14 protein-coding genes and 1 pseudogene are annotated in these 21,361 nt (G+C 71.7%); 3 read left to right on the top strand and 12 right to left on the bottom strand.

What is annotated here, in order from left to right:
- Positions 1–222: 222 nt before the first annotated feature.
- The 11 genes from IPN03_11545 to IPN03_11495 form a co-directional block, all read right to left on the bottom strand.
- Entirely contained in the window at positions 223–441 is a 219-nt protein-coding gene (locus IPN03_11545; GenBank protein ID MBK9374335.1) for a hypothetical protein, read from the bottom strand.
- Positions 428–2,704: a penicillin acylase family protein gene (locus IPN03_11540; protein ID MBK9374334.1), complete on the bottom strand. Its 2,277-nt coding sequence runs from the start codon at positions 2,702–2,704 to the stop codon at positions 428–430. Before IPN03_11540 ends, IPN03_11545 begins: the two co-directional genes overlap by 14 nt.
- Positions 2,705–2,762: 58 nt before the next feature.
- A complete protein-coding gene (locus tag IPN03_11535; protein ID MBK9374333.1) occupies positions 2,763–5,501 on the bottom strand; it encodes a hypothetical protein in 2,739 nt (912 codons plus the stop codon).
- A 141-nt stretch (positions 5,502–5,642) separates the two neighbouring features.
- On the bottom strand, positions 5,643–5,939 hold the full coding sequence (locus IPN03_11530) for a DUF2492 family protein (GenBank protein MBK9374332.1): 297 nt from the start codon (positions 5,937–5,939) through the stop codon (positions 5,643–5,645).
- A 73-nt stretch (positions 5,940–6,012) separates the two neighbouring features.
- On the bottom strand, positions 6,013–7,416 hold the full coding sequence (locus tag IPN03_11525) for a DUF2891 domain-containing protein (protein ID MBK9374331.1): 1,404 nt from the start codon (positions 7,414–7,416) through the stop codon (positions 6,013–6,015).
- On the bottom strand, positions 7,413–7,922 hold the full coding sequence (locus tag IPN03_11520) for a hypothetical protein (protein MBK9374330.1): 510 nt from the start codon (positions 7,920–7,922) through the stop codon (positions 7,413–7,415). Before IPN03_11520 ends, IPN03_11525 begins: the two co-directional genes overlap by 4 nt.
- Before the next feature lie 685 nt (positions 7,923–8,607).
- On the bottom strand, positions 8,608–8,829 hold the full coding sequence (locus tag IPN03_11515) for a hypothetical protein (GenBank protein MBK9374329.1): 222 nt from the start codon (positions 8,827–8,829) through the stop codon (positions 8,608–8,610).
- Positions 8,830–9,053: 224 nt separating this feature from the next.
- Positions 9,054–11,672 carry a protein kinase gene (locus tag IPN03_11510; protein MBK9374328.1) on the bottom strand — a complete coding sequence of 873 codons (2,619 nt, stop codon included), beginning with the start codon at positions 11,670–11,672 and terminating at the stop codon, positions 9,054–9,056.
- A gap of 52 nt (positions 11,673–11,724) precedes the next feature.
- Entirely contained in the window at positions 11,725–13,554 is a 1,830-nt protein-coding gene (locus IPN03_11505) for a protein kinase (GenBank protein ID MBK9374327.1), read from the bottom strand.
- Complete coding sequence (locus IPN03_11500) at positions 13,551–14,312, bottom strand: YkgJ family cysteine cluster protein (GenBank protein MBK9374326.1); 762 nt, start codon at positions 14,310–14,312, stop codon at positions 13,551–13,553. Before IPN03_11500 ends, IPN03_11505 begins: the two co-directional genes overlap by 4 nt.
- Positions 14,313–14,352: 40 nt before the next feature.
- The gene (locus IPN03_11495; protein MBK9374325.1) at positions 14,353–16,008 is read right to left on the bottom strand and encodes an AMP-binding protein; all 1,656 of its coding nucleotides are present in this window, start codon (positions 16,006–16,008) and stop codon (positions 14,353–14,355) included.
- A gap of 92 nt (positions 16,009–16,100) precedes the next feature.
- On the opposite strand from IPN03_11495, the gene IPN03_11490 reads away from it, so the two are divergent.
- From IPN03_11490 to IPN03_11480, 3 genes are all read left to right on the top strand, one after another.
- A complete protein-coding gene (locus IPN03_11490; GenBank protein MBK9374324.1) occupies positions 16,101–16,622 on the top strand; it encodes a ferritin family protein in 522 nt (173 codons plus the stop codon).
- A 100-nt stretch (positions 16,623–16,722) separates the two neighbouring features.
- Positions 16,723–18,276, top strand: coding sequence for a wax ester/triacylglycerol synthase family O-acyltransferase (locus tag IPN03_11485; protein MBK9374323.1), 1,554 nt, complete (start codon positions 16,723–16,725; stop codon positions 18,274–18,276).
- A 282-nt stretch (positions 18,277–18,558) separates the two neighbouring features.
- Positions 18,559–19,872 carry an amidohydrolase gene (locus tag IPN03_11480; GenBank protein ID MBK9374322.1) on the top strand — a complete coding sequence of 438 codons (1,314 nt, stop codon included), beginning with the start codon at positions 18,559–18,561 and terminating at the stop codon, positions 19,870–19,872.
- Between the two features lie 4 nt (positions 19,873–19,876).
- On the opposite strand, the pseudogene IPN03_11475 reads toward IPN03_11480, so the two are convergent.
- A pseudogene (locus IPN03_11475) lies at positions 19,877–21,344 on the bottom strand (amidase).
- Positions 21,345–21,361 lie beyond the last annotated feature (17 nt).

The raw sequence follows: 21,361 nt of genomic DNA, 5'->3' as shown, positions 1-21,361 counted from the left end.
GACGCCGCTGTGCTGGTGAGAGTCGATCCTCACGGGCCGACGCCATGGATGACGACCTCCGCGCCGGTCCTCGATCGAGGTCGAAGGGCGGCTCGCCGAAGCTGCGGAGGGCCTCGAGGACCCTCCCGCACGTCGGGGGTCGCCCGGACCCAGATGTCGAGATCGCCCGTGGCCCTCGGTACGCCGTGAGCCGCGAGGGCGTGGGCCCCGACGACGAGGTACTCAGCTCCGGCCGCGCTCCGTGCGGACAACATCTCGACGAAGTCGCGCTCCATCGGCGGGCTCCCCATCCAACGCCCAGGCGTTCCGGGTCAGGCGCTCGACGAGGGCGATTCGCTGCGAGACCGTGAGCGCAGCCACGTCGGGGCCGATTCCCTCCGGCTCCTCGCCGAGGGCATACCGCCGGACCGGCCAGCTCGCCCTCTCCTCACGGCTGCTCACGCTGCGATTGTAGGGAGGCGTTCCCGCCCGCGCCAGCGAGCGCCCTGCTCCCTGTCCCGGGCATCAGCGTCTTCCGCTCGAAGGCGAGCCAGCGCGCGACGTCGCTCGCGTACCAGCGCGAGAAGCGGCGGTCGGAGGGGCCGCCGGCCAGGGCGGTCTCGGCCGTGTCGGTCGCGAGGTCGGCGACGAAGCGCCAGGACGGGCAGAAGGCCGCCTCGCGCCCCGCGAGGTGGAGGACCTGACCCTGGACGACGGTCGCGCGGCCGCCGACGACCGGGAAGGGTCCGCGGTCGAAGCCGAGGAGCGCCGGGAGCTTTCCGCCGAAGAGGAGGTGGCGCATGGTGACGGGGCGCGTGTCGCCCCAGGCGGGGAGCGAGGCCGGGTCGACGCCGTCGAGCGCCGCGCGGGCGACGCGGGAGACGAACGCCTTCTTCCCACACGCGCCGAACCACTCGGGACCTTCCTCGCGGGCGAGGACGTCGTCGAAGAGGCGAAAGAAGAACGGGTGGACGAGGGAGGCGTCGCGCAGGGCCCTCCACGCCTCGGCGCCGAAGAGGCCTTCGCCGAAGAGCTCCTCGCAGAAAGCCACGTAGAGCCTCTCGAAGAGGACGGCACCCGTCGACGAAGCGTCGTAGCGCCGGTCCCAGGCGCGCAGGAAGCGGACCGCGGGGAGATCGGGCAGGTCCGCGTCGAGCGCCGCCAGAAGGCGCCGGGCCTGGCCGGAGACGAGGTCGGACTGCAGGTCGCCGAGGTCCTCGGCCACGAGCGCGTGACCAGACGACAGCTTCGCGCAGAGGAGCTCGCGGAGGCGATCGGCCCGGTCGCTCCCCATCGAGAGCGTGACGCCGACGGGCGTCCACGCGCCGTGACCGCCGTCGTTCGCGGTGACGAGAAGCCCCTCGGGCGGGTCGAGGACGCGGGCGAGGGAGGCCGGAGGGAGCGTGCCGTCGGCGAGGTCCCCCGGCTCCCAGCCCCGGAGCGGCAGGAGTCCCGTTCCGCGCCGGCGACGCGGGAGGAGGCCCGACTGCTGCGCGGCGACCCTGCCGTCCCTGCCGGAGAAGAGCCAGTTCGCGGGTATCGCGATGCGCGACGCGGCCTCGGACGCGCGCTCGACGTCCTGGGCTGACCAGAGGTCGAGGATCGCCTCGAGCGACGCGCCGCCGCCGTCGCGGCGGCAGGTCCAGGCGCGGGCGAGCCAGAGGCCGTCTTCGACGCCCGTCACGCCGTCGGGCGTCTCGAGGACACCCGCGTCCGTCTCGAAGATTCCGACCTCGACGGGCGCGCCCCTTTTCCGCAGGACCCTCTCGCGACGTTCCTGCAGAGGGCGCCACTCCCCCGCCCGCCGGTACCGCCCGCCCTGCACGTCCTCGATCACGAAGTCGATCGTGTCGGCGAACCCGTAGGTGAATCCGCCCGCGATCGCGCGGGTCCGCCCCATCACGAGGCCCGGGACACCCGGCACGGTGACGCCGGTCCGGAAGTCACCGTCGGGCAGCTCGCCGACGACCTCGTACCAGATGGCCGGCAGACGGTTCACCTCGAGGTGCGGGTCGCTGGCGTAGAGCGCGGAGCCCGAGGCCGACAGGCGCCCCGCCACGGCGACGTTGTTGCTCGCGCGCAGGCCGGGAAGTGGCGGGAGCCCGGGGACGAGGGACGGCACGTGGCGCACGGCCCGGATCGCCTCAATGAGCCCCTCGTCGAGGCCCTCGAGGTGGGGGCGGAAGAGGCGGGTGAGCTTCGCGGCGTCGACCCCCGCACGCAGCGCCTGGAGGAGGACGATCTCCGCGTCTCCCTGCGCCTGCGCGAGGCCGACGAAGCTCATGAGCCGGAGCGTGAGGAGAGTGTCGGCAGGGCGCCACGGTTCGTCCGGGACTCCGAGGAGCCGCAGCTCCCAGGGCCGGCCGCGAGCGAGGCGGGCGTTCACGCCCACGGCGTAGGCCTCGGCCAGGTCGCGCGCCCGTCCGCCGAGAGCCGCGGCCTCCTCCGCCGAGCAGGCCGCGAAGAGGTTTCGACGCATGAAGAGGTCGATCGCAAGGGAGGCGGGCGAGTCGTCGAGCAGCTCGCAGAGCCGCCCCTGGCCGATGACCCTGACCAGGAGCATCTGGAGGGCCCGGTCGTGGGCATGGGCGAATCCGTACGCCGTGGCGAGCGCGAGGTCGTCCACGGCGGCGGCGTGCATCACGCCGTGCGCGTCGCGGCGGAGGGTGAAGGACCGGCCTCCCGCCTCGAACCGGCGGGGCGTGCTTCCGATACGCGGCCTCACGACCGGCCATTCTATGGGCAGGGCGTGCGGCGGCCCTCGTCGGGCCGCCGCACTCGTCTCACTCCGCCTGGAAGTCCCAGCTGCCGTTGATCGTGACCGCGAGATTGCAGGCGGAGGTGAAGCTCCCGGCGAGGTGGCTCTCGTCCCCGAGCGGCACCCAGGACTGCACGCTGCAGTCTCCCGCGGGGGCGACGAAGTACTGGATCGCGAACGGGATCGGCGACCCCGGCGGCGGCCCGCACCGGAACGTCCACTGCACGCCCGGCATCACCCACCGCTGGGCGAGCGACGGCTTGCGCTGGACCGCGAAGACCGCGTCGGCGGGGATCGGCTTCGTGACGGAGTCCGCACACGTACAGGTCATCCCCATCCAGTCGAAGGAGCCATCGATCGTCAGCGTCCCAGTCATGTTGTAGGACACGCCGTTCTCGTTCTCGAGGAACGTCTCGAGCTCGGCCTCGCCGCGGACCGCGTAGCTCGCCTTGTCGAGGCCGCTCCTCCTCAACGTGAACGTCCCACGATAGTCGTCGCCGAGGACCTTCACCCGCGAGGTGACCGTCACCTCCCTGAGGTCGTACCAGTCGCCGACCTCTGCGGCGACGGCGACGACGTCGGGGGTCGGGGCCTTGTCAGGCGCCGTGTACTTCGCGTGGATGTCGTCCTCCATCACAACCGTGCCGACGCGCGCGTCGCCCCTGAAGATCGCGTTGACGTACCAGAGCGGGAGGATCCGCTCCTTGAGAAAGTACGGCGCGCACGTCGAGCCGGGCCAGCGGCCGGGCGAGCCGCCGCCCGCGGAGACGTCCTCGTCGCTCGACATGTAGCACCAGGAGACGGTGAACGGGACGATCCCGTTCGCCTTGACCGTGGCACTTTCGGGCCGGAGGACGAACCCCTCGAGGAGCGTGAAGTCTCCGCGGAATACGAACGCCTTCCCGAGGCTCGCCAGGGGTGGCGCCGTCCATCCCGCCGACGCCGGGACGGGCGAGAGGCTCGACAGCGGGAGGCTGACCCTCTTTGCCGCGAGGTCGCGGGTCGCCCCCGGGACCCAGTGCCAGTAGCCGTCCGCGTCCTGGAAGCCGACCCCCAGCCCACCGGTGCTGACGACGGAGGTGTCGTCCGCGGTCAGGGCGAACGTGAGCGTCGCGGGCTTGGCGAAGACGGTCCTCTCCGGCGTGAGCCGGTACGCCCTCCCGAGGCCGCCCCAGGCGAGGTTCGTGACCGGCTGCACCGTGAACGAGACGGGCCCGGAGAGCGCGCCGGCCGGGACGGTGAGCGTGAGCCTTCCGTCGGGCGAGGAGACGGACCCTCCACCCGTGCCGATCGTGGCGGTCGCGGCCGCCCCGTCCGGGATTCCCTCGCCCGTCGGCACAGGGTTCGGCGTCGTGAGGAGCCCGAGGACCGTCGTCGGGTCGCCGAGGAACGGGTCGATGGCGGTGACGATCGCGGACCAGCGGCCATTCGCGCTCACCGAAACCGTCGCAGTACCGGGTGCGAGGCCGAGGAAGGCCCCGAGGTTGTCCTTCTGGACGAAGCTCCCCGACGGGACGGCGAGGGTCGCGGACACTCCGGCGCCCTTGAAGGTGCACGTGATCTCTCGCGCTTCGTGGTTGAAGACGAGGAAGTTGGAACGGAACCCCGTCGCCACGTTCGCCGCGGTGTGGACCGGGAAGGCGACGCGCGCCCCGGCGCCGAACGCGACGCCCGGCACGACCTGGGGAACGTCCGTCCCGAACGTCGCCTCGGGCCCCTTGTTGAACGTCCTCACCCAGGTCACGACGTCGCCCGTGACGCGGAGGGTCCCGGCGCCGGTCGGCGCTCCGACCGCAGCGTAGACGTCGGCGAGGCTTCTCAGCTCGAGAGGACCCAGGCTCAGGACGGTCGAGGCCGCGACGCTCGACCCTCCCCGCGGGAGGATCTCGAGCCCAACCGTCCGGGCCGTGAGCCCCGGGTTGTAGATGCGGGCCTCCGAGCGCCAGAGGGTCCCGTTCATCCCCGACGCCGAGGCGACGCCGGGGAAGACCGTCGTCGCGCGCGTCTCGCCCGTCAGCCCGCGTATTCCCGTCGGGTCGCCGAGGACGGGGTCGATCGAGGTGACGAGGCCGAACCAGCGCCCCGTCGAGACGACGGTGAGCATCGACGGGCCGTTCGGGGCGCCGAGCCAGGCGCCGACGCCGTCGATCTGCTGAAAGGTGCCGGGCTCCACATCGTACGTCCTGACCGCCGCCCCCGCCTGGAGGGTGAGGGTCACCCGCGTCGCCTCGAGGTTCGTGACGAGGAGGTTCGAGCGGAACTCCCGCAAAGCGTTCACGGGCGTCTGGATGGGAAACAGGACCGGCGCACCCGCCGCGAAGCCTTCGTCTTCCGTGACGCCCGGCACGTCCATCCCGAACGTCCCGCTCGCACCCTGGTTGTACGTCCGGACCCAGACGAGCACGTCGCCCGTGACGCGCAGCGTCCCGGCGCCCGAGGACGCCCCCATCGCCGCGTAGAGGTCCGGGAGCCTTTGCGTCTGCCCGGCGGCCAGTGTCAGCGCCTTCGTCGCGACGACGTTCGTCGCGTTGCGCGGGACGATCCGGAGCGTGACGTCGGTCGAGACCGCCCTCGTGTTCGAGAGGACGACCTCGGAGCGCCAGAGCGTGCCGTTCGCACCGCCGGCCGAGGCGACACCGGAGAAGAGGCGTGTGACGGTCGACGTCTGAGCGGCCGCTTCGGAGGACGAGACCGCGATCGAGACGGCGAGAACGGGCAGGAGACCACGCTGGAGACCGCGGCGGATCGCCCACGAAGTGATCATCTTCTGTCCCCCTCTCCGGCTTACGCCGGGAAAGATACGGACGCTGGTGGACCGGTGGAGAAGTCTATTCCCTTCCGCGCGCGCCAGCGTCCATCGATCCGCGCGGACCCGGCAGTCCGGCGAGGGGACGGACCGATCCCGTCAGTGCCCGGAGCAGCCGGGGTTGCGCCCGAGGGCGGCGTGGTCTCCGTCGAGGGAGAGCTTCCCCGCCGAGGAGAGGAAGGCGAGGAGCCCCTCGAAGTCGAACCGGTCGCCGTGGCAGTTCCCGTACACGGCCTGCTCGCCGAAGGCCGCGCTCGCGGCGCTCTTCAGCTCGGCGACCGGGAGCCGCCCGCCGCGGTCCGCGAGAATCCCGAGGACCTCGTGGCCGAAGACGAAGCCGTCGCCCTCATGGGAGTGATCGTGTCCGTGGTCATGGTCGTGGGCGTGCATCGTCATGGCAGGAACCGTAGCACGCGCCGGAGGCCGGACCGGGATGACGGACGTCATCCCGGAGGGCGATTCGGCCGGCTCAGCGCGGGAGGGACGCCGGAAGCCCCCTCTCCGTCAGGAGATAGACGGCGAACGTCCCGAGCCAGTGGCTGCCTTCGTAGTGCTCGGAGGTGACGCTCGGAAGGCTCGCCTTCGCGTGGGCGTCGGCGGTGGCCCGGAGGGCGGGGAGGCGCGCGTCGCCCTTCGGCAGCCCGGCGGCGATCCCCTGCAGCATCCAGGCACGCGAGAGGTTGAGGCCGTCGAGGTGGATGAGCTTGCCGTCGGTGCGATCGGTCACGATGCCGGGCGCGAGCCACTTCGCGGAGCCGTCCTTCGGGAGACCCGGAAGGAAGGCCGAGAGCCACGCGGCGAACCGGTCCGGCGGCAACACCCGCCGCATCAGGTCGGCCTCGGCGATGCAGGGCGAGAGGAAGTCCTGCCCGGAGGGCTCGTAGCCGATCGGGCAGCCCGTGTCCTTGCCGTAGAGCTCGACGACGCGGCGTGCGAGGAGGTCCGCCTTCGCCGTCTCGCTGGCGCCGCGCGCCCAGTCGAGGACGAGGCCGAAAGCGAACGCCGTCTGCGGGTGCTCTCCCTCGCGGATCGGGTAGGCGAGCTTCGGGACCCACGCGAAGAGCTGCTCTGCGCCCTTCGCCTCGAGCGGCGCGAGCGCCTTCGACCACGCCCGCGCCTCGGGGTCGTCCCACTCGCGCAGCTCGGCGGCGAGCGCCAGGAGCCAGGCGAGGCCGTAGGGCCTCTCGAAGCCGACCCGCCCCGGCGCCGAGAGGTAGGCGACCTCCCCTGCGACGTTCGCCTCGGTCAGGCTCCTGGCGAGCGCCGCGCGGGCCTCGGCGGCGAAAGGCGCCGTCGGGTGGAGTCTCGCGAGCCGGGCGAGGAGCCAGTGGCCGTGGACGGAGGAGTGCCAGTCGAAGCAGCCGTAGAACGCCGGCGTCAGCGCGCGCGGCGGCTTCGCGTCGGCGTCGGCGTTCATCACGTGGGCGATCTTGTTCGGGTACTCCCGGTGGACGCAGTCGAGCGCGAGGCGCGCGAAGCGGCCGGCGGCCGCCTCGTCGAGGGCGGCGGCGACCGCGGGGGCAACCGCCTCCGTCGAAGCCGGGCGCGCCGCGCCCGTCGCCGCGGCGAGGAGCGGGATGGAAAGAGCGAGGGCGAGACGCGGAAATCGCACGCCCGATTCTAGGGTGTGACTCGCGAGACGGCGCGCAGCGTGACGATCTCCTCCGCGCGTTCTCCGGGCTGCAGGGCTCTCGTCGTCAGGAGGCCTCCGTCTGCCCGAGGCGACGGACGCGAAGACGCCGCCCGCGCCGCGAACCTTCCACGAGAGACGGCGCAGGCCGACGAGTCGATCCGGCCTGCCGTCCGTCGCGGACGCAGGCCGAGGGCAGAGGTGCTGGCGGAGGAACGGGACCGGGACGGGGGCGCCGTTCATCCGCAGGAAGAGCCACTCTCCGGCGAGAGCGGCACCGTCGGCGGCGCCAGGACGAGCGAAAGCGTCGCCGGGCCGAAGGCACAACGGTAGTCGTGCTCCTCGTCTCCCGGAAGCGGCCGCAGCGGCGTCAATGCGCAGGCCGGGCCACCGGCGAGAATCCAGCCGGACGCCTGCTCTCCTCGAAGCTCAAGCGACCCGCGGCGTCCGTGCGTCCGACTCGAGAGGTTCCCCGAGCCTTCCACGGACGCACGAGCTGGCCGACGGCGGGGCTCCTCCGCCAGGAGGAGCCGGCCCCGAAGGGCGGGGATCGGCGTCATCGTCAGAACGGTCTCGAGCGGCCCGTCCCCGACCTCGACGAACGCCGGCTCCGACTCGCGATAGCCGGCACGATTGGCGTGGACTCTCGCCCCCCGGCCGAGGAGCGGGAACTCGAAGCTCTCCGTGACCAGACGATGGAAGGTCCCGAGCGAGCGCACCGTCCGTCGGCGACCGGGCCCGTACGGCATGCTCTTCGATAAGTGACTCCGCCCTCGGCCGCTCGTATCAATTTCTAACAATCTGCGGACCTGGAATCGGCCTGCGGCTCTTCGTCTTGCAAAGCCCCCATTCGCACCTCGCGCAATCGGCTCCCGGCACCATCACGCTCCCCGACCGGTTTAGCGCACGGTCTTCTCCGTCACTTACTCTTCGTAAGCAAACGCCCACCCGGCTGTCCTCACCGCCCAGCGTCCGGGCGACATCTAAAAACTCCTCGCCGTTCGCCCGGCCTAAGGTCTTTCGCCCCCTCGCCGGCCTTGCAGTCTTGACCACTTGACGAGCCGTCTAGCCCATCCGAAAAAACAGCTCGGCCATAGGCGCTTCGCCGGCATTCCTCGCACTGACGTCCGTTCTCCCGCAACGAAGCCTTCGCCTCGGGACGGCCCTAGCTCCCGCGCCGGGCTGACCGCCGCCCCTCAGTCTCGGTCACCTTCGACCAGCGACCAACCTTCCGAACCGCTCACGGCGGCCGTCTCCCCGCAGCGAAGCTAGTCGGGCGGTCCGGCGCAGGATCGACGCAATCGGCAAAGCACTCCTCTCCGGACGGACGCCCGGACCTCGGAGCTGTCCGGCGCCTCGACGCGGCCGATCGACCGGCCGGCGCCTCGCCGGCGATCGGGCTCGCGAGGAGCGCGAGGACGACGACTCCGCTCTTCACCGCGTGAAGATCAGCCTCGGGTCGACGTGGAACTCCCTCCCCCCGCACTTCCCGGAGACGTCGTAGAGGACTTCCGTCGGCTCGTTCACCCGCGGCGCGACGAGCGTGCACTCGCCCCCCTCGCAGCGCGGCTCCGGGATCCCGGCCACCGGCGTCTTCCAGGTGATCTTGAGGCTCTCGCAGCAGCTGTCGAAGACGAGCTTCTGCCCGGCGCGCACGATCGCCGGGTCGGGGGTGATGACGATGCCCCCGCTCGCGTCGACCTTCGTTCGGACGAGGATCTCGTGCGACGGGGGCCTCGTTCTCCCCGCGAGGGCGGTCCGGGGAGCCCGGCGTGGCGCACGCAGCCGTCGCGGCGGCCGCGAGGAGCGCGAGGGCGAGGGGGGCGGTGCGAGGGTGCCGGTGTCTCATGTGACGTCTCCTTCCAATTCTCTGTTCCGATTCAGCGCTTTCCTGGTCTCGCCGTTCCCACTCGGGCAGCCTTCTCCCGATACGCCGCCGACGCACGGACGGCGCCCAGCTCGGGGTCCGCATCGACCTGCCAGCGGGGGGCTCCGCGCGCGACGGCGCGGGCCAGCAGGTCGGCCGCCTCGGGGTTCCGCCCGGCAGCGGCCTCGCAGACGGCCGCCTGGTACAGGACGTCGGGGTTCTCGGGGTCCGCCGCGACCGCGGCAGCAACGTGGGGGGCGGCCTCGGCTGTCCGGCCCGTCTTGGCGTAGGACGCCGCGAGGGCGAGGTGGGCGTCGACGTCCCTCGGGTTGACGCGCAGGTCCTGGCCGGCCGCCGCGATCGCCCGAGCGTAGGCCTCGGCCGCTCTGTGCCGGGACGAGGCCGACCAGCGGCGAGCGTCGCCCAGGTTGACCCACAGCGTCGAGAACCCCGGCAGGAGGGCGACGGCCTCCTCGCAGCGGGCCACCGCCTCGTCGAACCGGCCCCTGTAGTACTCGACCGTGCCGAGGGCCGAGAGGGCCTGCGCCGTCGGCTCGACGTCGATGCTCCGCCCCAGAGCGCGGGAGGCGTCTTCGAGACGCCCCGCCAGGACGAGCGCGGAGCCGAGGTTCACGAGGGAGAGCGCGTTCTCCGGGGCCAGCTCCACCGCGCGGCGGAAGGCCGCCACCGCCTCCTCGACCCGCCCCGACGAGACGAGGACGATGCCGAGCTTGTTGTGCACCGCCCAGTACGAGGGGCTCGCGACGAGAGCGCGCCGGGCCGCCCCCTCCGCGTCGCCGGCTTTCCCCGCCAGGACGAGGGCATCGGCGAGGCCGAGGAGCGCCTCCACGTCGGCACTCTGGCGGTCGAGGACCTTCCGGAACGCGGCGGCCGCGCCCTCGGGATCACCCGACTCCGTGGCGACCCGCCCCATCGTCAGCTGCACCTCGGGGAGCGCGCCGTCGATCCGCTCCGCCCGAAGTCCCGCCTCGCGCGCCCGGTCCAGCCAGACCGGCTCGCGCGTGAGGAACCTCTTCGCGAGGTAGGCCCGCGCGAGCGCGGCGTGAGCCGGGGCCCACGCCGCCTCTTCGGCGCAGAGCTTCTCGAGCAGCACGATGGCGGCGTCGACCGACGCCGCGTCCTGGTACTTCTGCAGGTGCCCGAGCGCGGCGAGATACCTCTCCTGCGATACCTCACCCTTCGGCCCCGAGGGGGCGGCACCGGGCGCCGTCGCCAGGCCCAGGGCCGCGGCGACGCCCGCGGCGACCCGGTCCTGCAGCGCGAAGAGGTCGTCCGCGGGACCGGTCTGCGTGTCGCCCCCGAGCGGAGCCCCTCCGGACCCCGCGACCAGGAGCCAGCTCACGCGGACGAGCTCTCCCGCACGCTGGACGGAGCCCCGGAGGACGAGTGTCGCCCCGAGCTGCCGCGAGAGCCGCGCCCCGTCGGCGTCGTCGCGAAAGGCGGCCGTCGCCAGCGGTGTGAGGACCTGGACACCCGGGGCGCGGGCGAGCTGTGCCGAGAGGGTTTCCGCGAGGCCATCCGCGACCAGCGGGCCGTCCGCCCTTCCGGTCAGGTCCCGGAACGGAAGGACGGCGAGGACTTTCGCGTCCGGGAGCGGCCGCTGGGCCGCCGGTATTTCCCGCCACGAGCGGAGAGCCACGAGCGCGGCGGCGGCCATCACGGCAAGTCCGAGACAGACGAACGCGGCCCTCCGGAACAGACGGCGCCGGCGCGGCCAGGCGGCCCCGTGTAGAGCCTTCGTCTCCGCGCCCGCGGAACGGCCCGAGAGGATCTCCTCGATCTCGGTCGCGATGAGCCCGGCGTCCGCAGGTCGGCGGGCCGCGTCTTTGTGCAGGCATCGCTGGAGCAGAAGCCGGGCGCCGACAGGGGTGTCTTCGGGCAGGGCGTTCCAGTCGGGCTCGCGCACCAGGATCGAAGCCAGGACGTCCGAGATCGAGCTCCCCGAGAACGCCTGGCGGCCGGTGAGCAGCTCGAAGAGGACGCAGCCGAACGACCAGAGGTCCGTCTTCGCGTCGAGCGTGAGACCCCGCGCCTGCTCGGGGCTCATGTAGGCCGCCGTGCCGACGACGAGACCCTCGTGCGTGTCGGCCGCCGAGATGCCGTCGGGAGGCGTCGCGGGCGCGCTCTCCCCTTCGAGGGCCTTCGCGAGGCCGAAGTCGAGGAGCTTCAGCCGTCCGTCGGGCGTCACCTTCACGTTCGCGGGCTTCAGGTCACGGTGGATGATCCCGCTGCGGTGGGCGGCCTCCAGCGCGACCGCCATCTGCCGGCCGGTCTCGAGCGCCTCCCTCACCGGCGGCCGTCCGCGCCGGATCCTCTCCGCCAGCGTCTCTCCGGGAACGTACTCGAGAACGAGGAAGCGCGTGGCGCCGTCCTCGTCGAACTCGTAGAGCGCCGCGATGTTCGGGTGGTTCAGCTGGGCGAGGAGATGCGCCTCGCGCCCGAAACGGGCGACCTTCTGCGGATCGGCCGCCACGCCCGTCGAGAGGACCTTGAGCGCGACCTCCCGGCCGATCCTCGGGTCGCGCGCGAGGTACACCTCTCCCATCCCCCCGGAGCCGAGGGGGAGAACGACCTCGAATGGGCCCAGGCGGGACCCTGAAGGGAGCGACATGATCGGGTACCGCGATTATCCACACCCGGCGGTGCGGGACCCCCGGTCGCCTTCAATCGGGACGGGCGATGATCCTCACCCGGAGCCTGGCGGCCCTCGGAAAGTCGAGCGTCTTCATCTGCACGGAGACGCGGTTCGTGTCTCCCGCCTCGGTTCCGTTCAGCGTCCGCTCCTGGACGCCGGAGCCGATTTCCGTCCCCTTCTCGTCGAGGACCTGGACGCGATAGATGCACTTCCAGTCGTCGTCGTCGCGGTTCGCGTACGTGAACTTCACCGTCAGCTTCGTCGTCTCGCCCGGCTTTCCCTCGGCCTTCCGGACCTCGTCCGGCTTCGGCCAGCTCGTCACCTCGACCGCCTCGATCGTGATGAAACGGTCCTCGATCCCGACGGGTACCGACTCGTTCGTCCGGAAGGGGACGACGCGCTCGAGCTTCCCAGCGGAGCTCGCGGTGCCCGCGGGTTCCGCTGGCCTCTGCGGCTCCACCGGGGACGGGACGACGACGGGCAGCGGCACGGGGGTGGGAGCGGCCGCTGACGAGGCCGGCGCCACGCTCCGGACGGGAACCGGCGTCGGACCCGAAGCAGCCGTCGGCGGCGCCGTCGGCACGCCGAGCTCCTCGATGGTGATCCTCCCCGCATCGTCGGCCGGAGCCGGTGTCTCACCGGGAGGAAGGCCTTCCGCCGTCGTGTCACCGGTCCCCGCCGGTTCCGAAACTGGAGAGGGTACCGCCCCGGCCGGCATCGGCGTCGGCAGGTCCGCGCCCCCTGCGACGGGCCCGACGGGAGCTCCCTTCGACCCGAAGAGCATCCAGCCGACGCCTCCCGCAACGCCGATGAAGAGGAGCGCGACGACGACGATCGCGGCGATGACCGCTCCCGTCGCGGGAGCGGAAGTCGCCGAACGCCTGACCGTGACCGCCGTATTCGGGGCAGGCAGCGTCAGGTGCGCCGGACGCGGCGCGGGCGGAGGGGTCCCCGGAGGGGGCGTCGCCGAGCCCGAGATCCACGTCGGGTCGAGGAGCGGCGCGGCCCTCATGGCCGTGGAGGCCCGCAACGGCATCGAGGCGCCGAGCGCCGCGGCAAGCCCCTCGACCATCTGGCGACAGGTCCCGAAGCGGTCCTCCGGCTTCTTGGCCAGCGCCTTCGCGAGGATGGCGTCGACCGCGGGCGAGAGGCCCGGGACGAAGGCGGAGGGCGGCGGAGGCGCCTCGCGCAGGTGCTTGTCGAGGATGGCGAAGGGCGACTCGCTCCGAAACGGCGTCCGGCCGGTGAGCAGCTCGAACGCCACGATGCCGAGGGCGTACTGGTCGGCCCGGGAGTCGACCGGCCGGCCGATCGCCTGCTCCGGGGCCATGTACGCAGGCGTACCGATGACCATTCCGGCCGCCGTCAGCTCGGAGGAGACCGCGGTGTTCTTGGCGAGGCCGAAGTCGGCGAGGAGGAGGCTTCCCGAGGCGTCGACGAGGACGTTCGCCGGCTTCACGTCGCGGTGGAGGACGCCGCGCGCGTGCGCGTGGTCGAGCGCCGCGGCGATGGCGGCGAGCGCCTCCACGGCCTCGTCGGCCGGCATCGGCCCGCTGATCCTCTCCTTCAGGCTTCCGCCCGGCAGGAGCGGCATGACGAGGTAGGTGACGCCCGCCTCCGTCCCGAAGTCGTAGATCGGGAGGATGCGGGGGTGCTCGAGCTGCGCCGCGAGGCGTGCCTCGCGGATGAAGCGCTCGCGGAACTCGGCCTCCCCCGCGATCTCGTCGCGGACGACCTTCACGGCGACGCTGCGGTGGAGCCCCTCGTCGAACGCCTCCCAGACCTCGGCCATTCCCCCTGCGCCCAGCTTGCGCGAGAGGACGTAGCGCCCCAGCTTCCGCCCCGCCTCGACCGTCATCCCCGTTTCCCCTCTCTCGTCCGGTCACGCGAGAAGCGCGCGTAGACGCTGCGGAGGAGCTCGGGCCCCGGTTTGGGAGCCTGACCGCGAGGGTTCTTCGCCGCCCAGACGAGGGAGAGAACGAGCGGCAGCCAGGTGGCCTTCGCGAAGTCCTCGCTCCCCTCCTCCTCCCATGCGACGGCCGCCCAGACGCGCGTCGGGAGGTGGACGGTGTCTATGGACTCGCGGGTCGGCGCAGCGCAGTTGGCGGGCGGAGAGGTCACGAGGTACTCGCGGCAGGCGATGGGCCTGTCCTCGTAGATCGAGCAGCTCTCGGACTCGAGGAACGGGCAGGGGATTCCGAGGCGGAAGTATGCAAGGGCGGTCTCTCTGGCGGTACCGCCCCCGGACGCCTCCCTTGCCTCGAGCCCGGGAAGGAGCCCCGCTTCTCCGGCTCGCCGCAGTGCCTCGGCGAATCGCTCCTTCACGACCGCGCGGCGCGGCTCGGGAAGCCCTTCGACGAGGACCGCCAGCTGCCGGGCCTCGGCCGGCGCGATGGGGACGAGCTGCCGGCAGCAGGCGCCGCACGCGGCGGCACAGGAGACCGGCTTCCCTTCGGCGACCGACTGCGCGGCCGCGTGCGAGACGAGGGCGTCCGCCGTCGCCTGCAGGGCCGGGAGGAGCCGCTCCATCGGCACGTCACCCATCGGGACGTCCATCTCGATCCGGACGATCCCGCCGGGAAGGCCCAGCTCCGAGGTCAGCCGGCGCGTTTCCACGACCGCTCTTTCATGGAGCGGAATTAGACCAGACCCGGCCTCAACTCGCGCGCCCGGCGTAGAGGAAGCGCTTGATCTTCCGAGTCGGGGTCTTCTGGAACTCCTCCGGGACGATCTCGATCGCCCCGACCTGGCAGAAAGGAGGCAGCCTGCCGTTGAGCTTCTGCCGGTTCCGCTCCATCTCCCTGAGGATCCCCTCGTGCCCCACGTGCGCGGCATCCGCGGCCTCGAGGTCGGGATAGACCAGGGCGTGAAGGCGGTGGTCCCGCTCGACGACGAGCGACTCGGCCACGAACGGCAGCGCGTTCAACCGGGCCTCGATCTCCTCGGGGTAGACGTTCTGGCCCGTCGCGCCCAGGAACATCGTCTTCGACCGGCCGCGCAGCGTCAGGAAGCCGTCGGCGTCGAGGAGGCCGAGATCTCCGGTCCTCAGCCAGCCGGCCTCGTCGAGGACCTCCCGGGTCGCTTCCGGGCTCTTGTAGTAGCCCGCCATGACGTGCGGCCCGCGGACCTTCACCTCTCCCGGCACGCGGGACGGGTCGGGAGAGTCGACGACGAGCTCCATCCCGTCGACGACGCGGCCCACTCCCTGGGCCTTGTGCTCGCGCCATCCGGCGTACGTCAGGAGGGGTCCGCACTCGGTCATGCCGTAGCCGACGGTGACCGGAAAGCCGATCCGCAGCAGGAACTCCTCGACGGTCGGGTTCAGCGCCGCCCCGCCGACGACGACCTCCAGGACCCGCCCGCCGAACGCGTCGACGAGCTTCTTTCGGAGGAGGGCGTCGATCCTCCGCCGCAGCGCCGGGACCCTCGTCAGCAGCTTCACGGCCGGCTTCTCGAGGAAGGGGCGGACCCGCTTGGCGTAGATCTTCTCGAGGACGAGCGGGACCGTGAGGACGAGACGCGGCTTCTCGGCGCCGAACGCCTTCAGGATGACCTGGGGCGAGGGGGTCTTGTCGAGGAAGGCGATCCGGCAGCCGACGGAGACCGGGAAGAGGAACTCGAACGCGCAGCCGAAGGCGTGAGCGAGCGGAAGGAACGAGACGAGGGCGTCTCCCGCCTCGAGCGGCATGTGCTTCTGCGCGAAGAGGACGTTCTCGAGGAGGCTCCGGTGAGGGAGCATGACTCCCTTCGAGAAGCCGGTCGTCCCCGACGTGTAGACGATGGAGGCGAGGTCTTCGGGGCTCGGCCGGGCCCAGGAGATCGATCCCGAACCGGGGGCCGGGAGGGAGCGCGCGACATCGTCGGCCTTCCGCAGGCACGCCGCCAGCCCTTCGCGCCTCGCGAAGAGGGGCGAAAGGTCTTTCGTCGAAAGGACCGCCTTCACCCCCGGCATCTTCCCGGGATCGAGCCGCTCCAGGAACGCCTCGGTCGTCAGGAGGAGGGCCGATTCGGAGTGGTTCAGGATGTGGTGGATGTCCTCCTCCCGGAAATCCGGGAGGATCGGCACCGCGACGGCCCCGTGAGAGAGGATCGCGAGGTAGGCCGTCGCCCAGCCCGAGGAGTTCCGACCGAGGAGCGCCACTTTCGTCCCGGCCTTCACGTGCAGCTCACGGAACGCCGCGTGGAGCCGGGCGACGCGTCCCGCGACCTCGCCGTAGGTCAGGGTGGGGCCCGGGAAGTCGGAAAAGGCGGGAAGATCGACGTTCCGGCGGACGGACCGCTCGAGGAGCGTTACGAGCGTTTCTTCTTCCATCGCGATCGTCGATCTTACGCTGCGCCGGGCGCCGGCTCACGGGCTAAGATCCATCGGTGCGGGGCCATCGGAATGGCCCTGGGAGTGCTGCGATGAGCCAGACAGTCGACTTCACCCGCCTCGACCTGAAAGACGCCCTCGACCTCGCCATCCTGATCGAGGACGAGGCCCGGGAGCGCTACGGAGAGTTCGCGGACCAGATGGAGGTCCACCACACCGCCGACGCCGCGAAGTTCTACCGGCTGATGGCCCAGTACGAGGCCAAGCACGGCGAGGAGATCGCCGTCCGGCGCAAGGAGCTCTTCGGCGACGCCCCTTCCCGGATGAGCCGCTCGATGCTCTGGGGCGTCGAGGCCCCCGACTACGACCAGGCGCGGGCGTTCATGTCGCCCCGCCGGGCCCTCGAGGTCGCCCTCGAGTCCGAGATCAAGGCCCACGCCTACTTCACCGCGGCGATCCCGTCGATCACCGACCCCGAGGTCAAGGCCCTCTTCGTCGAGCTGCAGGGAGACGAGGTCCACCACAAGGAGCTCGTCCAGGCCGAGCTCGACAAGCTCCCGCCCGACCCGGCGGTCGACGTCGAAGACCTCGTCGACGAGCCCGTCGGGCAGTAGCGCCCCAGTACCTCGCGGTCCGTCCCTCGCGCGGCGCCCCGGCGCCGCGCGAGGCGTTTTCAGCGCGGACTTCGGGCGTGCTGACGCTACGATTCGCCACATGGGCGACAACGTGGCGGACGGCACCCCCCTGACTCCCGTCGATACCGCATGGCTCCACATGGAAGACCCCACGAACCTGATGATGGTGACGGGGATCTACGTCTTCGACGAGCCGCTCGACTTCGCCCGGCTGAAGGACACCGTGAAGGTGAGGATGGTCGAACGCTTCCCGCGGCTTCGCCACAGGGTGAAGCAGTCGGGGGCCTCGGCGCGCTGGGTGAAGGACCCGACCTTCGCCCTCGACGCCCACATCCACCGGATCGCGCTTCCCGGGCCGTGCGACGACCGGGCTCTCCGCGACACCGTGAGCGACCTGATGTCGACGCCGCTCGACTTCAGCAAGCCCCTCTGGCAGATCCACCTCATCGAGAACTACTGCGGCGGCGCGGTCGTCCTCCTGCGGTTTCACCACTGCATCGGGGACGGCATCGCCCTCGTCCACGTCCTCCTGTCCTCCACCGACACGGTGGCGGACGCCCCGTGGCCGAAGTCGGCGCCGAAGGCCCTTCACGAGAAGAGCGTCGGGAGCCGGATCACGTCGCTCTTCGAAGGGGTCCAGCGCCTGGTCGTGAGCACGCGACAGGCGGCCGACGCGATCGCGACGCAGACGGTCGAATCGCTCCTCCACCCCTCGCACGTCCTGGAGGTCGCCCAGACGGCGATGGAAGGGGCCGGAATCCTCGCGAAGATGCTCGTCCGCCCCGCTGACCCGCCGACGGTCCTCAAGGGCCCTCTCGGCGTCGCCAAACGGGCCGCCTGGTCGCGCAGGATCGCCGTGGACGACGTCAAGGCGATCTCGCGGCGCATCGGCGGCACCGTCAACGACGTCCTTCTCACGGCCGTCACCGGCGCCCTCCGCCGCTACCTCCTCTTTCGCGGCGACAAGCCCGACGGCAAGGACGTCAACGCCATGGTGCCGGTCAACCTCAGGCCGCCGTCGCAAGCCGACGAGCTCGGGAACCGCTTCGGGCTCATCTACCTCGCCCTCCCCATCGGCGAGCGCGACCCGGCCGAACGGCTCCAGCTCGTGAAGCGGAGGATGGACGCCATCAAGAAGACGCCGGAGCCGTTCGTGGCGTTCCAGATCCTGAACGCCCTCGGCCTGGCGCCCGCCGAGGTGGCCTCCTTCGTCGTCGACATGTTCGGCAGCAAGTCGACGGCCGTCATGACGAACGTCGTGGGCCCGAAGCAGCCGGTCTATTTCGCCGGCGTCCGCATGTCCGACATGATGTTCTGGGTTCCGCAGTCGGGCCGCATGGGCCTCGGCGTCTCCATCTTCAGCTACGACGGCCACGTCGTCGTCGGCGTCGCCACCGACGCAGGCCTCGTCCCCGACCCCGAGCGGATCGCCACGTTCTTCGAGGACGAGCTGGACTCCCTGCGCTCCGGCCCGTTCTCGATCCTGGACGAGCTCCGGCCGGCCGTGCCCGAGAGAAGGAAGACGCCATGGAGAAAGACCCCGCCCGCGACCTCCTCCGCCACACCGTCGCCACGCTCGCGTACCGCGGCGGAAAAGCGGCCCGCGGCGCGCCGGAAGGCTTCGAAGCGCTGAAGGTCGAAGAGAAGACGAAGACGCCGGGCGCGTCCCCCCCCCCCCCCCCGGCGGCCCCCCCCCCCCCCCCCCCCCCCCCCGCCCCGCGCCCCCCCCCCCCCCCCCCCCCCCCCCCCCACCCCCCCCCCCCCCCCCCCCCCCCCCCCCCCCCCCCCCCCCCCCGGGGCCCCCTTCCGGGCCGGATCAGCCCCGTCACGCCGAAGCGGGAGTTCCGGGGAAAGGGGTCAGGTCTTGATTTTCTATTATAGTGTCTCCCGCTCGGTCGCCCAGGCAGCGGCCCCACTGGTCACACTGCTCGCGATCCTCCTGCTCGGCTCGAATCAAGCGCGAGGGGCCGAGCCGCCCGGCCTCGTCGGGCTCGACGCGCTCTACCCTTCGCTCGACGCCCTCTACCTCGACCTCCACCGGAACCCGGAGCTCTCCCTGCGCGAGAAGCGCACCGCCGCCGAGATGGCGGCGCGGCTGCGCGTGGCCGGGTTCGAGGTCACCGAGCACGTCGGAGGGACCGGCGTCGTCGGCGTCCTCGCGAACGGCCCCGGTCCGACCGTCCTCGTGAGGACCGACCTGGATGCCCTGCCGATGAAAGAGCAGACGGGGCTCCCCTACGCGAGCACCGTCTCGACGACGAACGACGCGGGCGAGACCGTCCCCGTGATGCACGCCTGCGGCCACGACGTCCACATGACGTCCTGGGTCGGCGCGGCCACGCTCCTCGCACGCGCGAAGGCGCGGTGGAGCGGCACTCTCGTCTTCGTGGGGCAGCCCGCGGAGGAGGTGCTCCAGGGCGCCGAGCGGATGATCCGGGACGGGCTCTTCACGCGGTTCCCGAAGCCGGATTTCGTCGTGGGCCTCCACGTCAGCAACCTCATCCCCTCCGGCAGTGTCGGTGTTCCGTCAGGGCCGGCCTCTGCCGCCTCGAACGCCGTCGACATCACCTTCTACGGGCGCGGCGGCCACGGGGCCTCCCCGCAGAGGACGATCGACCCCGTCCTGATCGCGGCCCGCGCCGTGGTGACGCTCCAGAGCATCGTGTCGCGCGAGGTCAACCCGTTCGACCCGGCTGTCGTCACGGTCGGCACGATCCACGCGGGGACCAAGCGGAACATCATCCCCGACGAGGCGAAGCTCGAGCTGACCGTCCGCTCCTACAAGCCCGAGGTGCAGAAGCAGCTCCTCGCGGCGATCGAGCGGATCGCAAAGGCCGAGGCGGCGGCGGCCGGCGCGCCGCGACCGCCGGAAATCGTGATCGATCCTCGGGAGGCGTCCGAGGTCGTCGTCAACGACCCCGCCCTCGCGGCTCGCCTCTCGTCGGCGCTTCGTCGCGGACTCGGCGACGCGAACGTCGTCCCGCACGAGCCCGCGAGCTCTTCCGAGGACTTCGGCGTCTACGGCCGGGTCGCCGGCGTCCCCTCCGTCCAGCTCCGCGTCGGTGCGATCGCACCGGGCGAGCTCGCCGCTGCGGCGAAAGAGGGCCGCTTCGTCCCCGGGCCCCACAACTCACGGTTCGCGCCCGACCGCGAGCCGACGATCCGCACCGGAATCTCGGCCCTCACGCTCTCCGTGCTCGAGCTCCTCGGGAAAGGGGTCAGGTCTTGATTTTCTATTCTACGGACGGCGGCGGAGCGTAGCCTCCCGAGACCTCCGCGACGAGCTTCGCGACGTGGATCGAGGTCCGATCCTCGAGATAGGGCCCGACGACCTGGATGCCGGCCGGTAGCCCGTTCCTCGTGAAGCCGACGGGCGCTGACGTCCCGGGGAGCGACGCGAGGCCCGCGAGAGCCGGCCAGCCGAGAAGGGTTCCGAGGTAGGGCTCCGGGACGCCGTTGACGGCGAGCGTCCGCTTCGCGAAGTCGGGACTCTGGTCGTGCGGGAAGGCGGGCGTCGGGAAGACCGGGCAGAGAAGGGCGTCGTAGCGGGTGAAGAACTTCATCCAGAGGGCGCGGATGTGCTCGCGCGCCTCCCGGGCGATCTCGAACTCGCGGTGCGTCTGGACGGTGTCGCGCGTCAGGCGGGCGCGGAAGGAGTCGTCGTCGGGGGCGAGGCCCGCGGCGCGGGCCCTCAGCTTCTCGAACTGCCCCTCGGGGAGGCCCGACGCCATGCTCCCGTACATCACGCGCATGAAGAGGCGCGCGTTGTCGGCGAGGGCGAATCCGGGGCGGGCCTCGGTATCGACCTCGGCACCGGCTGCGCGCAACTCTGTGACCACGGCCTCGAGGCGTTCGCGCAGGGCCGTGTCGACGGGCGCCGCGGGGTCGTCGAGCCAGGCGGCGAGCCGATAGTCGGACAAGCCGCGGCGGCGCGGCGGCGGGAGCTTCAGGTGCCAGCCGACGGCGTCTTTCTCGTCGGCTCGGGCCACGACTCGGAGTGCGAGGTCGAGGTCCTCGGCCGAGCGGGCGATCGGCCCGGCCGTCTCGAGGTCCGGGCGCGGCGAGCGTGCCGGGAGGACCCGGTATGTGCCCGCGCGTCGGAACGATCCCGAAGCTCGGGCGGTGGCCGAAGACGCCGCAGAACGCCGCGGGGATCCGGATGGAGCCACCCAGGTCGCTGCCCAGCTCGAGCGCGGAGAGCCCCGCGCTCATCGCGACGGCCGAGCCGCCCGAGGAGCCGCCAGCGGTCTTCGACGCGTCCCACGGGTTGTTCGTCGTGCCGAACGCGGCGTTGTAGGTCTGGATGTCCATCGCGAGCGTCGAGAGGTTCGTCTTGCCGAAGACGATCGCCCCCGCGGCCTTCAGGCGCGCAACGGCCTTCGCGTCCTTCTCAGGTACGTAGGACTCGAGCCCCGGCGCACCTCCCGAGGTCGTCCTCAGCCCCGCCGTCTCGAAGGAGTCCTTTACCGTGACCGGGAGACCGTGAAGCAGGCCACGCAGGTCGCCACGAGAGCGCTCCTCGTCGCAGCGACGGGCCTCTTCGAGCGCGCGTTCCGCGTCGATCGTGACGACGGCGTTCACCTTTCCGGCGAGCCGCTCGATGCGCGAGAGGAAGAGCTTCAGGAGCTCCTCGCTGCTCGTTTCTCTCGTCTCGAGCGCGGTCAGGAGCGCGGTGGCAGAGCGGAAGGCGAGGTCGTTCATGGCGTGACGAGGCGGCG

The organism is Holophagales bacterium (genome assembly GCA_016719485.1).
Classification (GTDB): domain Bacteria; phylum Acidobacteriota; class Thermoanaerobaculia; order UBA5066; family UBA5066; genus UBA5066.
The sequence above is the reverse complement of the archived record's forward strand: the minus strand, read 5'-3'. Positions and strand labels throughout refer to the sequence as shown.

Excerpts from the sequence above, each read along its gene's own strand:
- IPN03_11520 (MBK9374330.1), bottom strand. The coding sequence starts at position 7,922 with ATGCCGTACGGGCCCGGTCGCCGACGGACGGTGCGCTCGCTCGGGACC.
- IPN03_11505 (MBK9374327.1), bottom strand. The coding sequence starts at position 13,554 with ATGACGGTCGAGGCGGGGCGGAAGCTGGGGCGCTACGTCCTCTCGCGC.
- IPN03_11535 (MBK9374333.1), bottom strand. The coding sequence starts at position 5,501 with ATGATCACTTCGTGGGCGATCCGCCGCGGTCTCCAGCGTGGTCTCCTG.
- IPN03_11510 (MBK9374328.1), bottom strand. The coding sequence starts at position 11,672 with ATGTCGCTCCCTTCAGGGTCCCGCCTGGGCCCATTCGAGGTCGTTCTC.
- IPN03_11495 (MBK9374325.1), bottom strand. The coding sequence starts at position 16,008 with ATGGAAGAAGAAACGCTCGTAACGCTCCTCGAGCGGTCCGTCCGCCGG.
- IPN03_11485 (MBK9374323.1), top strand. The coding sequence starts at position 16,723 with ATGGGCGACAACGTGGCGGACGGCACCCCCCTGACTCCCGTCGATACC.
- IPN03_11530 (MBK9374332.1), bottom strand. The coding sequence starts at position 5,939 with ATGACGATGCACGCCCACGACCATGACCACGGACACGATCACTCCCAT.
- IPN03_11525 (MBK9374331.1), bottom strand. The coding sequence starts at position 7,416 with ATGAACGGCGCCCCCGTCCCGGTCCCGTTCCTCCGCCAGCACCTCTGC.
- IPN03_11490 (MBK9374324.1), top strand. The coding sequence starts at position 16,101 with ATGAGCCAGACAGTCGACTTCACCCGCCTCGACCTGAAAGACGCCCTC.